14 protein-coding genes are annotated in these 14,159 nt (G+C 30.0%); 5 read left to right on the top strand and 9 right to left on the bottom strand.

Translation table 11 applies throughout. The features are described 5' to 3' along the window. Nucleotide 1 precedes the first annotated feature (1 nt). The 5 genes from FHQ18_RS03025 (at nucleotide 2) to FHQ18_RS03005 (ending at nucleotide 3,292) form a co-directional block, all read left to right on the top strand. Complete coding sequence (locus FHQ18_RS03025; RefSeq protein WP_188020321.1) at nucleotides 2-1,438, top strand: ComEC/Rec2 family competence protein; 1,437 nt, start codon at nucleotides 2-4, stop codon at nucleotides 1,436-1,438. After that, nucleotides 1,416-2,228 (top strand): sulfur carrier protein ThiS adenylyltransferase ThiF, encoded by an 813-nt coding sequence (gene thiF / locus FHQ18_RS03020; RefSeq protein WP_149265692.1) that lies wholly within the window; start codon nucleotides 1,416-1,418, stop codon nucleotides 2,226-2,228. The genes FHQ18_RS03025 and thiF overlap by 23 nt, the downstream gene beginning before the upstream one ends. Nucleotides 2,229-2,240: 12 nt before the next feature. Continuing rightward, the gene (gene thiS / locus FHQ18_RS03015) at nucleotides 2,241-2,441 is read left to right on the top strand and encodes a sulfur carrier protein ThiS (RefSeq protein WP_149265691.1); all 201 of its coding nucleotides are present in this window, start codon (nucleotides 2,241-2,243) and stop codon (nucleotides 2,439-2,441) included. Next, complete coding sequence (locus FHQ18_RS03010; protein ID WP_149265690.1) at nucleotides 2,441-2,875, top strand: TlpA family protein disulfide reductase; 435 nt, start codon at nucleotides 2,441-2,443, stop codon at nucleotides 2,873-2,875. The genes thiS and FHQ18_RS03010 overlap by 1 nt, the downstream gene beginning before the upstream one ends. A gap of 69 nt (nucleotides 2,876-2,944) precedes the next feature. Next, entirely contained in the window at nucleotides 2,945-3,292 is a 348-nt protein-coding gene (locus tag FHQ18_RS03005) for a hypothetical protein (RefSeq protein ID WP_149265689.1), read from the top strand. Between the two features lie 33 nt (nucleotides 3,293-3,325). On the opposite strand, the gene FHQ18_RS03000 is transcribed toward FHQ18_RS03005, so the two are convergent. The 9 genes from FHQ18_RS03000 to FHQ18_RS02960 all read right to left on the bottom strand — a co-directional run bounded on the left by FHQ18_RS03000 (nucleotide 3,326) and on the right by FHQ18_RS02960 (nucleotide 14,157). Further along, nucleotides 3,326-4,864: a cytochrome c3 family protein gene (locus FHQ18_RS03000; RefSeq protein ID WP_149265688.1), complete on the bottom strand. Its 1,539-nt coding sequence runs from the start codon at nucleotides 4,862-4,864 to the stop codon at nucleotides 3,326-3,328. 42 nt (nucleotides 4,865-4,906) lie between these two features. Continuing rightward, complete coding sequence (locus tag FHQ18_RS02995; protein ID WP_149265687.1) at nucleotides 4,907-5,875, bottom strand: NHL repeat-containing protein; 969 nt, start codon at nucleotides 5,873-5,875, stop codon at nucleotides 4,907-4,909. Beyond that, a complete protein-coding gene (locus FHQ18_RS02990) occupies nucleotides 5,832-6,785 on the bottom strand; it encodes a peptidyl-prolyl cis-trans isomerase (RefSeq protein WP_149265686.1) in 954 nt (317 codons plus the stop codon). Before FHQ18_RS02990 ends, FHQ18_RS02995 begins: the two co-directional genes overlap by 44 nt. After that, on the bottom strand, nucleotides 6,727-9,102 hold the full coding sequence (locus FHQ18_RS02985; protein ID WP_149265685.1) for a hypothetical protein: 2,376 nt from the start codon (nucleotides 9,100-9,102) through the stop codon (nucleotides 6,727-6,729). Before FHQ18_RS02985 ends, FHQ18_RS02990 begins: the two co-directional genes overlap by 59 nt. A 2-nt stretch (nucleotides 9,103-9,104) precedes the next feature. Then, nucleotides 9,105-9,569: a cytochrome c3 family protein gene (locus tag FHQ18_RS02980; protein ID WP_223144573.1), complete on the bottom strand. Its 465-nt coding sequence runs from the start codon at nucleotides 9,567-9,569 to the stop codon at nucleotides 9,105-9,107. A 137-nt stretch (nucleotides 9,570-9,706) separates the two neighbouring features. Continuing rightward, the gene (locus FHQ18_RS02975) at nucleotides 9,707-10,393 is read right to left on the bottom strand and encodes a cytochrome c3 family protein (RefSeq protein WP_149265683.1); all 687 of its coding nucleotides are present in this window, start codon (nucleotides 10,391-10,393) and stop codon (nucleotides 9,707-9,709) included. Between the two features lie 79 nt (nucleotides 10,394-10,472). Continuing rightward, nucleotides 10,473-11,078, bottom strand: coding sequence for a cytochrome c3 family protein (locus FHQ18_RS02970; protein ID WP_149265682.1), 606 nt, complete (start codon nucleotides 11,076-11,078; stop codon nucleotides 10,473-10,475). 435 nt (nucleotides 11,079-11,513) lie between these two features. Then, nucleotides 11,514-12,803, bottom strand: coding sequence for a sigma-54-dependent transcriptional regulator (locus tag FHQ18_RS02965; RefSeq protein ID WP_149265681.1), 1,290 nt, complete (start codon nucleotides 12,801-12,803; stop codon nucleotides 11,514-11,516). Next, nucleotides 12,796-14,157: a sensor histidine kinase gene (locus FHQ18_RS02960; protein WP_149265680.1), complete on the bottom strand. Its 1,362-nt coding sequence runs from the start codon at nucleotides 14,155-14,157 to the stop codon at nucleotides 12,796-12,798. The genes FHQ18_RS02965 and FHQ18_RS02960 overlap by 8 nt, the downstream gene beginning before the upstream one ends. Nucleotides 14,158-14,159: the final 2 nt, after the last annotated feature.

Below are 14,159 nucleotides of genomic sequence, written 5' to 3'. Positions count from 1 at the left end.
AATGGATATTATCACTGAAAAACAAAAAAAATATTCAAAAGGGGTCTCTGGTATTTACAAAAATAAGCAATTTGAGCCTGGCACTGTAATTTTTAAGATGAAAAACAAATTAATCAGTTTCAAAATACCACTTATAACAACCATACTTGAGAAAAGAGAAAAATTATGTAGAAAACTTTATCTTGAATCTAGTGGGGAAATTAGCATAATTCAGGCTGCACTTTTTGGTAATCGACAATATCTTGACAATAAAACAAAAGACCTTTTTATTACCACAGGTATCTTCCATCTTCTTGCCATATCAGGACTACATGTGGGTATTATCATCTCCATCGTTTTCTTAATATTTTCTTTTTTACCGTTGAAATTTCGATATTTAGCAGTAATTTTCACACTTCTCCCTTTTATAGTTATAACCGGCTTTAAAATAACAGTTCTGAGGGCTTCCCTCTTTGCAATATTTATATTCTCTGCACTCTTTTTTGATGTAAAAGTGGAAATGAAAAAACTGCTCATCTTTCTGGCTTCCCTTTTTCTGCTTCTATTCCCCTCAACTGCTTTTGACATCTCATTTATGCTATCCTTTGCTGCCGTTTTCGGAATCTTGACTGTTGTAGAAAAGGAAAAAGGATTAAAGAGTATAATTCTTGTTCCCCTTGGTGCCACCCTTTTTACTATGCCTATCATTCTATACAGTTTTGGAAATTTCAACTATCTTGGAATTTTGAATACATTTATAATGCTACCATTCATTTATCTTTTGATTATAACAGGCCTGATTACACCTTTTACAGGTCATTTTGCAATTGCACCCTTAATTACAATTGAGAATTGGATACACAACATTGCCACTTTTCTATATAAACTTACATACTCTACGTTTGTACTAAATAAAATTAATCTTTACCTTCTCATCATTTCTTTAATCATAATTCTCTTATTCATTATTTTCAAAAAATTACCCCTTTTGCTATTACTACTCATCGTTCCCCTTATAAATTTGCAGAAATCTAATATTATAATTTTCCCAAATATGGTACGCTCAAAGGGGATTATAGATTTAAGAGAAAAAAAACAAATTTTTTTCAAAGGGTTTTACAGTGATTTCAAATATCAATTCCTTCCTATTGTTGCAAAACTTGGAATAAAAACCTTTGATAACGGAATAATACATATTTATGATGGCCAAAATCTTTATCTTAAAACTAAAAACAATACTTTGTCTGATATTTGTATAAATCAAATAGGTAAGAACTGCAAAATAGTTTACATGACTAAATCAAATAGCATTTCAAAAAAGTTGTTGATGTCACAAAATAAACTCTTTATTATTTACAAAAACGAACTAAAATCGAAAAATATATATGAATTAAAAAATAAAAAATGCATCATTTTAAAAGAAGGTGAAATAAGTTATGATGACAATATTTGTAAATGAAAAGCCCACCAAAGTTGTAGAAAATACTACCCTTTTTCAACTAAGAGATAAAATTAAACCTGATGCTGACATCGTGATTCTAAACGGGCATATTATGAATAAAGATGTACCTTTAAATAATAACGATAATGTTGTTTTGATAAAAAGAGGAGAAATACCTTCCTTTGATGAATTAGAAGCTCTCATGATTGCAAGACATACTCCTGGAGTACATAAAAAATTAAAAAAAGGTAGAGTAGCCATTGCAGGACTTGGCGGACTTGGATCGAACATAGCCACTAGCCTTGCCAGGATGGGGGTAGGATTTTTAAGATTAATAGATTTTGATGTTGTTGAACCGTCAAATTTAAACAGGCAGTATTATTTTATTGACCAAATCGGAAAGAAAAAAACCGATGCCCTATTAGAAACTTTAAAAAGAATAAATCCATATATCACCTATGACCCCGTTGACTGTTTTGTGGATGAAAACAATATCAAAGAACTTTTTCATGATGTAGACGTCATAATCGAAGCCTTTGATAAAGCTGAAACCAAAGCTCTTTTAATCAAAAAATGCATGCAGCTTTTTCCGGATAAGCTGATTATAGGAGCAAGCGGTGTAGCAGGTATTTATGACACCTCTTTATTAAAGATTGAAAGGCTTGGCAAGAATGTTTATGTAGTAGGTGATTTTGTAAATGAAGCAAAACCTGGCGAAGGTTTAATGGCTACTAGGGTAGCGGTAGCTGCAAATATGCAGGCAAATCTTGCTGTAAGATATTTAGTAAACGACAAAAATTTAGTTTAATAAGAGGAGATAATGAAAGTTAAAATCAACGGAGTAACAAAAGAAGTTTGTGACAACATCACAATTTTAGACCTAATAAATTCATTAAATTTAAAATCAGATAGAATTGTTGTTGAATATAATAAAACCATTTTGAATAAAGATGATTATGACAAAATAACAATTAAGGAAGGTGATAACCTTGAGTTGATTCATTTTGTAGGTGGAGGCTGATGAGAATATTTTTATTAATAATTTCTTTTGTTTTTTATTCCACATATTCAAATGCTTTAGTAAGGCTTAAAACAAGTGATTTCCAACAGCTCATTCGTAAAAATAAAAGCACAACAATTGTAGTTTTTTGGGCATCTTATTGCCCTTATTGTAAAAAAGAGATTAAAGAACTTTATAAAAATAAAACCGAACTGGATAAAAAACAGATATCAGTAATTTTAATCTCTATTGATAAACTTGAATCATCAGCTTTAAGAGCTTATAAAAACCTGAATGTTGACTTCCCTTTATACATTGCAACCAACAACCTTATAAATTATCTTAACATACGTTTAGTACCTATAATTGCTATCTATGATAAAAATGGTAACATGCACGATATAGCTCCAGGATACAAAACTTTTACCGAAATTCTTAAGATGCTCAAAGATTAGTAAAATAATTTACATTGCATTATTTTATGATATAATATTCTTGATATTTTTGATTTTATGGAGGCACAAATGAAGAAAAGATTTTTCATCTTATTCTTGATATCAACTCTAATATTTACTGCAGTTATAAATGCTTATGCAGTAAATCAAAGAGCAGGTAAAAGGAAATTTAAAAAATATTGTCACAAAAAGTGTCATAGTGGAAAAAATAAGGATATACCTTATATAACCCCTTCATCATTTACAATTGATCAGTGGAAGTTATATTTCAATAATAATATGAAAAAATTAAAAGATGTTCATAAAAATGGTGAGTTAGATTCCATAAAGCTAAAACCAAAACATTATAAAAATATTGAAGCATTCCTTACAAACCACGGCTTAGGCTCCTTTGAACCAGAAAGCTGTAACCAATAATTAACAGATAAACTCCCTGAAAGGGGAATCTTATTATAATTTTCCACCTCCATGATAATGGCATTGCTGACAATTGGTTTTATTTCTTTGGTGCATTGTCTTATCTCCATTATGACATGATAATCTACATAACTCATATTTTACAGGATTTATTGGTGCAACGATAGTACCACTATCAAAATCAGATTTAGGAGCTCTTTTGGTTTTAAAAGGAGCTGTTCCTGTCCACTTCATACGATTAGTAATTAAAAAAGGATTACCCCCATGTGGGTCATGACAAATTATACAAGGTATTTTTTCTTTACCATGTATATCTTTACTAAAAGAACTAGCTATATTTCTTATCCTACCATTATTATTAGTTGGATCCAATACATTTAAATCAGGTCGATCCGTAAAAGTTGGAAAACTACCATCATGGCATTTCAAACAAAAATGATCTATTTTATATATTTTCAACCAATATTTGTCAGTACCATTATAATTTGTCGGATTAGTTGACCAAGTAAAGGGTTGTAAAGGATTGTCTGGATCAACAAGTGATTCTATCACATTTGTGGTATTTAAATCGTCTCTCCTAACTCCATGAACACCATGACAATTTATACACTCAAGATGAGCACCACTACTACCTTGTTGTGCATCTGTCACATCATGTGACCTGTTCACCCATCTTTTTGTACCACTATAAATATCATAAAACCCATCATTGCTTGACATCAAACTTTCAATATCAATATTATTTTCAGACAATGGTCCAATACCTTGTGAACTCCCGTGACATACAAAACATAAATCTTCTTCATTTCCTTTTAACAACTGAGAAGTTGCAGAGCCAGTAACAATATCTTTTGCATTATGTGGTTTATGGCAGTTACCGCAGGCATAATCTGATGAAATGGGCGCACTGCTCATAACCTGATTATGCACAGATGTAGAAAAAGGTAACGTTACACTACCTTCAACCTTTTTATCATGACAGCTGGTACATAGAAGTTGTTTATCAGCAGTTCTTAAAAAATAAATTGTTTCTGTATGCGGGTCATGACATGTTGTACATTCAATTCTTCCATTTTGAAGTTTTATAAAAGAAGGTAACACTGATGGTAATTTCAACTGCCTATCTTGAACAGCTAGATTATCATCATATACAAATGATATAGGATGGTCATCTCTTAGGTCAGTACCAAGATTTGCTTCACCTGATAATGGAAAATTCAAATCTGTGGCTATTGACGATGTAGTAGCATATATAGCATTGAGTGCTATTGTTCCATCGTGACATGAAAGGCATAATTTCGAATCTCCAGTAGGCTGTCCAGGTGAAGCATTCATAGTAACTGAAGAATATGTTTGATACACTGCCGTACTAAGCTCTCTATTCCAAAGAGGTGCATATGGAAGAGCATTGTGAGGAGTATGACAAAATACACAAACTCTATCTTCTTGGCTTGATTTTATTGGTCCCGGGCCAGATTTTGATAGATTATGTTTTGTATTTGCTACTCCTGCATATATTAATGAACTAAAAATAGCTATAATCAACAATGTGATACATATTTTAATCTTCATATACTTCCTCCTGCCATATACATAGCAAATACCATGCCCACATTACTCAAAGGATTTAAATACTTTTACTCTCGCATTGAATAAATCTGCTATATAAATTTCATCATTATAACAATAAATCCTTGCAGGCATATAAAATGATTCAATATCAGAGCCATTATGTCCAATAAAATAAAGTAGATTACCATCTAAGTCAAAAATCTGAAAATTATCAAAGTCAGCATCTGTAACATATATTCTCTCATATTTATCAATACATATCCCTTTAGGTTTTGAAAAATTACCTGGTCTGTTTCCAATCTCACCAAACGTATCCAAAATATTTCCATCATAATCTAGCTTAATTATTCTAAAATTCATAGAGTCTAAAACATACAGCCATCTTTTATCTTTAATAACATCTATATCTAATGGAAAATTAAACCCCTTATCAATCTCATTTTTAATATTTCCATCCATATCCGTAATAACTATTTTATTTCTGTTAGCATCTGCCAAAAATATAAAATGATTTTTTGAATCAACCTTTATTGATACAGGTTTACTTAATTGAATATCTAGAAATGAAGTTGACCTATCAATAATATTGTATCTAATAATATACCCTTTTTCTGAATCAACCAAATAAAGATTATTATTGTCGAAATCCATATCAACTATAGATTTTAATCTTTTACCAGCAAACTCTTTTATAATATCCAGCCTAAAATTATTCTTATCTATCAAATAAACTACACCAAACATGATATCACTAACAGCAATATAATTATCATTTGCCGCCACTGCAAAAGGTCGATACAGAGGTGGAATTTCATGTTCAATTCCAAAAAATTTCCTAAAAAAGCTATAGTTTTCCCTAATCTTTTTAGTATCTATAATGTTTATAAGTGCTATCTTAGGATTAGAGATATCAGGCCAAAAATATTTATCAAAATTTTCAACTTTCTGATAACGTACTGCACAACCACTAACGAGAATTATTATTATCAAAAATTTTAATAGTTGCTTCATCTTTTGCTCTCTTTAAAATTTCTTTATAATAATCTTTAAATCTCCTTTGTTTCATTAATCTTTCAATTTCACTCTTAATCTCTTTATAAGGCACAACCTCTGAAGGTTTTTCATCTATAACTTTGACAATCAAATAGCCATAAATATTTTTATAAGGACCTCCCACATCCCCTACTTTTAATGAGAAAATTTTATCAACAGGATAATTTTTACTAAATTTGTACACTCTATCCTCTTCTGGATATTTCCCTTTATCACATTTACTCCAAATATTCTTATCACCTGCTTTAATGAGTGATGCTATCTTTTCAGCTTCTTTTTTCTTTTCTTCCATTTGTTTTGGATTCAATTCACGAGCATCTGCCTCAATAAGGCAATTTTTTACAATATAAAACGATCCAGTACTAAACATACCCAGATTGTTGTCATAATAATTTTTTAAAATATCATCACTAATTTTTTCTTTAAAAATTTCTTCTTTAATAATTTCTTTAACATTTAAATCTCTATAAGTATCTATCAGTATGTTTTCACTAATGCCATTCTCATTCAAGGCTTTGATATAATCTTCATTACTTTTAAAACGTTTCTTAATTACATCTACAATCTCTTTAGCTTTATTATCAACCTTCTCATATAATTTAGGTTTATTTTTTTTCAAATAAAGAACTATTGTTCTTGCATTAACTGCTGACTCTATTGCTTCATCCCAAAATTCTTTTTTATTTAAACTCTGAACATGAAATTTACCAATGGGGATAACTTTATTTAAAAACGTTTTTACCTCAAAGAAATGTATTTTTTCTCCATTCACTATAGCAATAATCTTTTCTTGTGCAAACAACAAGTTACTATGAACGAGTACCGTAATAAAAACCAAAATTTTTACGCAACTCAAAATATACTTCATGTTCTACTCTCCTTACACCATCCATTATGGTATTATTTTTTCTATATCCTAAAGCCATTTTAAACACTCTTGTTTTATAACTCACTGCGCATTCGTAATCTAATCCTTTGTTTTTTTCTCTATCAATTTGCTTCTCAAATGCAAATATTGCAGTTAATCTATCAGTAGGTGTATATGATACTTTAACAATAATATAGTCATCTTTTTTAAATTCGCCAATCGAATTATCTCTTTCTCTTTCAAACCCCAATTCAAGTATAGCATATGGCTTAACAACAGGAAAGCTTCTATATTTAATCAGCTTCAAGTTAGCATTGTAAAGCTGCAATTTATAATCTCTATCGTTCTCTCTATACTTTAAATCTAACAGAACATTTCTTGCATTTAGTTGATAATTCACTCTTTTTTCTCTATCTACTTTAGTAATTATACCCTGATAATCGGTTTTTTCTTCTTTGTAATAAGTCATTAAGTTATGATATTTATATTTAATTTTCAAATCATATATCGTAGTATTTTTTTTATAGATATTTTTTTGTTTTTCATATTCTTTTTTTGGATAAAAAGATATTTTATAGTTTTTATCCTTTTTTTCCATATTCAATAAAAAACTATAAAATACTTTATCCTGTGAATTCCCAAAACGGTCTTTTTTATAGTTACTTTCCAAATAAAGCTTTTTATTCAAAGTAAAATAACCATCTTTAGATATAACATGATACTTTTCTGTATAGCTGCTATATTCATCTCTCCTTTCATATCTAAACTCTTTATCAAATATTAAATTATAAGGGCGAATTTCAAACAGTTTATCTAAGCTGAATCTACTTTCTTTCTCATCTTTAAATCTATTAGAAGGATCATAAACTTTATCCTTCTCTGTCTTATAATATTCAATATCAAGTTTACTCTTTATGGTTTCAAAATATTTAAGATAATACCCACTTCTTATCTCATACTTATTTTTGTTGTACTCATAGCCTGCATCTCTTTGAACAGTCAAAGTTAGATCATTTGAATCTCCTGTTACAATACTGAGCTGACCTTCAATTGATTCATTAAAGTTCAGTAGATATGTATCCACAGGATTAAGTAAGACTATACCAAGACTTGAATTCTCGCCGTCAATAATAACACCACTTAAATCTAATGTTACTGTATTAGAACCAGTATTCTTAATTAAGATATAACCACTACCATAAATCCCATTGCTCAAAATAGCGTTCAATTCATTATACGAAAAAATGCCTTCATCTATACTTGTAACTTTTAGATTCTCTTTCGTAAAAATTATGTTTGTATAAAAATCAAAATCTTTTGAGCTATAATCATAATTACCTGAAATGTTGTGAGTTGTATTAATATCATTAATATATTTGTCTTCATTGTATTCATAAGTGTATGTACCTGTAACGCTATGCTTTCCTTCCGTAATATTTGTCGACACTTTATAATATCTATCATTGTATTTATTACCTTCATAATCTTCCTCAGTAATTTTGCCAAACCCTTCTATTTTTAAATCTTTAAACTTTAACAATGTTGGGAAACCAAATGAATCAACCATTCCAAATGTATAAATCTTCTTATCTGAATTCTCTTCACCAAGATTAAACTCTTTAATTTCTTGCTTATAATTAAATCCAACAAGATTTTTGATATCTATTCCAACCTTTTTATGAGCCTCTTTTGTTAAATAGTTAGAATCAGTTTCTAATATTTTTTTATAACTGTACTCAGTATAATTAGCCATAAAATTAATTTTTCCGTATTTATAAAAATAGTAATTTTGCATTTTATTACGATTATAATTATTTAAAGATGTATTAATCCCTTCCAATTCACTAATATCAGCTTTAATTTTTGGCAATGAATTAAAATACTTTTCACTATCCACATCCAATACTTTACTATCCGAATACTCCACAAAAAGCTCTATATTTTTTTTAGGTATCCTAAAATTCAACTTCCCATTTAAAGAATAATCGAAGTCTTCTGTATTCTTTGCATCAGAATTAGATGTAAAAGGGAATGATACTTTTGGTTTCACATTTTCAAAATAGTTCATATTATACTGATCCAAATTTAGATTCAATCTAAGGCTACCCAATCTACCTCTTAAAAAATCTCTTTTATAATCAGTGTTTAAAAACAAATTATCCACTTGGCTACCTTCATAATATTTACTACTGTTCTCTTCCGATCTAAAATAAGATTTAAACTGCGTTTCAATACCTGTATTTAGAGATAAGTAACCAGCAAATGCATTGCAAGAAAATGCCAAAAACAAAATAAAAAGGTACTTTCTAATAAACATAATCACCTATCATGACAGTCTAAACAGATACGCGATGGAGTATCTCTTAAAAGCCTAACCTCTTTCGTATGAGGATCATGGCAAGTAGGACAAGCCATTAAAAACCCGTTTTTATACAGTGGAAGCTTATTATTAACTTTTTTATTGTTTATTCTTATATTCTTTATTTTATTCAAAGAACTTCTTATATCAACATTAATTGGATGAAAGCTTTTACTATGTTCTATATAATCTGTATGGCATGATATACATACAGCAGATATTTCATCATAGAGTCTTTTAACTTCTATAGCTGTTTGCTTTCTATTCTCATATAGATTTGGTGTTATATATTTATATGATTTTGGTTTACCCCATACTGGTTTTATTTCATAAGATTTTCTTAGCTTATGGCAAAAACTGCAATAACTTTTACTAAAACTTGATCCTAAAAACTTAAAATTATGAGGTGATTCTTTAGCATACATTAATTGACAAAAAAACAATAAAATTATCAATATTAAGACAATATTCTTCGTCATATTTTTCCATAATCAAAATTTAAATTTGCATAATCAAGCTTTTTATAAATAAATTATTATCACAAATTTTGACAAATTACTATTTATTTATCAGTGTGACACTCACCGCAAAACGTTTTCTCATCTGTAGTTCTTAATAATTTTTCCACATGCTTATATGAAGTAAAGCTTGCTCCAACTACTCCTTTATGAGGATCATGGCAAGTAAGACATTCTACTTTTCCATTTATAAGTTTAAACTTACCATTCACTCCATTTACCCATCCATTTGAAACACTGCTATTCAACCCCGTATCTTTCGTATAATCATAAACGATCCCTATAGGATGGTTTGATTTTGCATAATCAATTGTCAATACACCCATCGAATATGCCTCAAAATAAGCACCTGTAAATCCAGTACTCTCAGACATACCATCATGACATGCCATACATGCCTCAGAGGGGGAATTTATATTATTATCCTGAATATTATCTAGTGTACCAAAAGGACTCACATATTTAGTATATGCAGCCCCATCATCATACTGGTTAGTATCATTCCATAGTGGTATTTTATTGCCTGCATTATGAGGCTTGTGACAAGGGGCACATGGAGATTCATCTACACCATCTGAACGATAAAAATAATGAGGGCCATTTTTAACCTGCACACCATTAATAGAACTAACATGGCAGTTATAAGTTGAACAACCTGATGCATATAGATTGCCTACCATAATAGCAACAAACATCAATATAGAAAAGAAAATCCATATTTTTTTATCCATAAACCCCTCTCTCAATAAAGCCTTTATACAGGGGGAGACCTCCATCTCCCCTAGCATAAAAGCTTATCTATCTACCTAATTAATTGTTATGACATGTTTGACACAATGAAGCTTTTGCAGCTCTTAAAAAGTCACCATTAGTGTTGTCATGAGGGTTATGACATGTACCACATTCAAGAATATCACCTGATGTTCCATAAAATTTAAACCCTGCTGCCTTAACACTTGTTAATGACTTTAATGATGTAGCAGTTCCATTATCTACATACTGTATAGATACAGGGTGCTGACCATTAGGTTTAGTAGCATAATCAATATCAAGACCAACTGTTTCAGTAGCCAATGATGCTGACAAAGCAGTACCATTTCCACCTGCATCATTAATCATACCATCATGACATGCCATACATGCCTTAGAAATATTTCCCAAAGTACTAGATGGAGTAGCATTAAGAGAATCTGTTGGAGAAGTATAAGCCGAATATGTCCCATCAAAACTGTTACTATCATTCCACAAAGGAATTAAAGTACCCGCGTTGTGTGGTTTATGACATCCGCCACATGCTGTCCCACCATAAACTGCTGATGCACTATTCTGCGAAAAGTCATGTGCTGTCCCAGCAACTCCAGCAAATGTTAGAACCGGTACCACTAATAAAGCTAATAAAATTAATAATTTTTTCATGTCTTTACCTCCTACTTGTTTTAGCCTTTTAGCTTTTGTTTATTATTAGCATTATTTGTGCCAAAATAATTTTGCTTTTCCTACTAAACTGTTATGATTTTATGTTCCACACTATTTTTCGCTTATATTTTTTTGTGGATAATCAACTCAAATTAAACTTTATACTCTATTAAGATCTCTAATAATATCCAAATGAACAACTATAAACTCACAATCCTTAACCTACTTACACATAAGTAATTTCTATTTTTTTAAATTAAAAACAATTCCTTTTGAACTTTTTAGTTAACAAATTATCATACACTTGTTATTAAATCTGTATACAAAATACAAAAAATGAGACATATGTGAGACACATATGCTACAAAACCTGTAGGATATGAGACATAACTGAGACATATGTGAGACACGATGAGACATGTTAAAGGTTTAATTTTACTCTATTGAAAATTTTTTCAACAATCTATAAAAAGTTGCTCGGCTTATACCTAAAATTTCCGCAGCTTTTTTCCTATTATTTCCAGCCTTTTTTAAGGCATCTAAAATCTCTTCTCGATTCAACTCTTTTATATGCTCTTCTTTTAATCCCAAGTCACCAGGCATAATAACACCTGTATATCTAGCCTTTATCAAACTTGCCCTGATAATATTCTCAAGCTCTCTAACATTTCCTGGAAACCTATATTTCAATAACAATCTTTCAGCCCCCTGACTTAACCTAATCTCTCTGTTATAAAAATTGTATTTTTTAATGAAATAATTTGCTAACGGAATAATATCTTCTGTCCTCTCTCTTAACGGAGGCACTCTGATTTCTGCCACTTTAAGTCTGTAATATAAATCTGCTCTAAATTTACCTTCAGCAACTTTTTGCTCTAAATCCACATTAGTAGCAAAAATATATCTGACATCTAATTTAATATCCTTCATGCCACCAACTCTTCTAACACAATTTTCTTGTAATACCCTCAAAAGTTTTACCTGTAAGTCAAATTCTAAATCACCTATTTCATCTAAAAAAAGTGTCCCCTTCTGTGCCTGTTCAAAATAACCTGGCTTACTTTTATCTGCTCCAGTAAAAGCACCTTTTTCATAACCAAAAAGCTCTGACTCAAGAAGCGATGGTGGAATAGCATTGCAATTTACAGCCACAAAAGGGCCTTTTTTTCTTTTACTATATTTATGTATACTTTTTGCAACTACTTCTTTTCCCACTCCACTTTCCCCTGTAATTAAAACAGGCACATCAGATGAAGCTATTCTAGCCATTTGTTTCAAAACTTCCAAAAAGACCGGTGAATCAGCTATAATTTGCTCATCCTCAAAATCTTTATTCGTTTCAACAGCTTCCTCTTTCTTCTTCTCTGAAAGACTTTTTTCAATTTCAGCCAAAATTTGTTTTAATTTACTCATTTTAAAAGGTTTACTGAGGTATTCAAAAGCACCCTCTTGTATTGCTTTTATGGCTGTATCACTAGAGCCAAATGCCGTAATCAGTATAAAAACTGCATTATTCCCAGATTTACGCATCTTTTTAAGAACTTCTATACCATCCACTTCATTCATTACATAATCACATATCACTACATCATAACTGTTTTTTTTCATCAACTCCAATGCATGCACACCATTAAGAGCAACCTCAACTTCATAAATTCGTTCAAGAGCAAGTTTTATTACTTCTCTTGAATTCTTATCATCATCAACAATTAAAACTTTAAGCATCTTTACCTTTCAACGGTATTTTTATACCAAAAATTGTTTCACCATTCTTGCTTTCACAAAAAATAGTCCCTCCTAAAACCTCAACCAACTCTTTACATACGGCAAGACCCAAACCTGTCCCTTTTCCTGTTTTTTTTGTAGAAAAAAAAGGATCAAAAATTTTATCTTTTAATTTTCCATCAACACCCTTACCATTATCAATCACATAAATTATTACAAAATCTCCATCAACTTTACTTTTCACTTTAATTCTACCATCACTTTCACCTATGCTATCAGCTGAATTTTTTATAAAATTGTATAATATTTGTTCTACAAAACCTTTATCTGTAAAAACAACAATATCATCAACATCAGCTTCAAGACTAATATTTTCTGACACCATAAAACTCATATCAGATAAAATATCAGAAACCAAATCTTTTAATCTTACACTTTCATAAGAAGGCTCTGGCTTTTTTGAAACATAAAGATAATTTCTAATAATATTTTGGATTTTATTAATCTGTCTAGCAATATTATCACAGCGCTTTTTAATAAAATCATCATCGTACACATCTTGAATCAAATCAATGTTACCCATTATTACATGCATTGGCGTCCCAATTTCATGTGCCATTTTTGAGGCAAACTGTCCCAATATTGACAACTTTTCATAATACACAACTTTCTCTTTTAAAGCCTTTTCTTTTTCATCAATTTTTCTGACTATATAATACAACAATAACACATAAATTATAAAACCAAATAGCGAAAAAACACTTGCTCTATAACGAACACTATCAATATTACTCATAATCTCAGAAAAATCTTTATATATCTCCACAACCCCCTTTACTTCACCACCAAACACAACTGGATAATATATTTCTTGAACATATTCTGTGCCTTCAGGTATTTTAATATCACCAAAACTTTCTACATCAAAAACTTTCTTGATAGAATAACTTATTTCACCAGACAATGCTTTACTCAAACCTTCATTTTTCGCTTTATTTTTCAATAAATTTTTATTATACAAAACACTCAGCCTTTTACCTTCAGGGGAAAAAATAATAACTTCAATTAAATTAGGTTCATTACTCAAAATGTTAAGTATCGGACTAAAATCCATATTTTCATTCCAATTATTTCTAAACACATAATATGAAGTAGCAGAAAATAAGGATTTTTTAAATCTCTTTTCAAAATCTTTTCTATCAACTGCTATAAAAAAATTTTTAAAATCAAAATAAATCAAAACATTTAAAACTATCAATACAAAAAATATTACTAAAACCGATGAAATTAAAAACTTAACAGTTAAAGGAAACTCACCAAACTTTTTTCTTATCTTATCTATTCTGTCTTTCAACT

The sequence above is a fragment of the Deferribacter autotrophicus genome, assembly GCF_008362905.1.
GTDB lineage: Bacteria > Chrysiogenota > Deferribacteres > Deferribacterales > Deferribacteraceae > Deferribacter > Deferribacter autotrophicus.
Note: the sequence above shows the minus strand (reverse complement) of the source record. Positions and strands in the feature narration are given on the sequence as shown.

Coding starts and splice junctions, on each gene's coding strand:
- FHQ18_RS03025 (WP_188020321.1), top strand. CDS start 2: ATGGATATTATCACTGAAAAACAAAAAAAATATTCAAAAGGGGTCTCT.
- thiF (WP_149265692.1), top strand. CDS start 1,416: ATGATGACAATATTTGTAAATGAAAAGCCCACCAAAGTTGTAGAAAAT.
- thiS (WP_149265691.1), top strand. CDS start 2,241: ATGAAAGTTAAAATCAACGGAGTAACAAAAGAAGTTTGTGACAACATC.
- FHQ18_RS03010 (WP_149265690.1), top strand. CDS start 2,441: ATGAGAATATTTTTATTAATAATTTCTTTTGTTTTTTATTCCACATAT.
- FHQ18_RS03005 (WP_149265689.1), top strand. CDS start 2,945: ATGAAGAAAAGATTTTTCATCTTATTCTTGATATCAACTCTAATATTT.
- FHQ18_RS03000 (WP_149265688.1), bottom strand. CDS start 4,864: ATGAAGATTAAAATATGTATCACATTGTTGATTATAGCTATTTTTAGT.
- FHQ18_RS02995 (WP_149265687.1), bottom strand. CDS start 5,875: ATGAAGCAACTATTAAAATTTTTGATAATAATAATTCTCGTTAGTGGT.
- FHQ18_RS02990 (WP_149265686.1), bottom strand. CDS start 6,785: ATGAAGTATATTTTGAGTTGCGTAAAAATTTTGGTTTTTATTACGGTA.
- FHQ18_RS02985 (WP_149265685.1), bottom strand. CDS start 9,102: ATGTTTATTAGAAAGTACCTTTTTATTTTGTTTTTGGCATTTTCTTGC.
- FHQ18_RS02980 (WP_223144573.1), bottom strand. CDS start 9,569: ATGTATGCTAAAGAATCACCTCATAATTTTAAGTTTTTAGGATCAAGT.
- FHQ18_RS02975 (WP_149265683.1), bottom strand. CDS start 10,393: ATGGATAAAAAAATATGGATTTTCTTTTCTATATTGATGTTTGTTGCT.
- FHQ18_RS02970 (WP_149265682.1), bottom strand. CDS start 11,078: ATGAAAAAATTATTAATTTTATTAGCTTTATTAGTGGTACCGGTTCTA.
- FHQ18_RS02965 (WP_149265681.1), bottom strand. CDS start 12,803: ATGCTTAAAGTTTTAATTGTTGATGATGATAAGAATTCAAGAGAAGTA.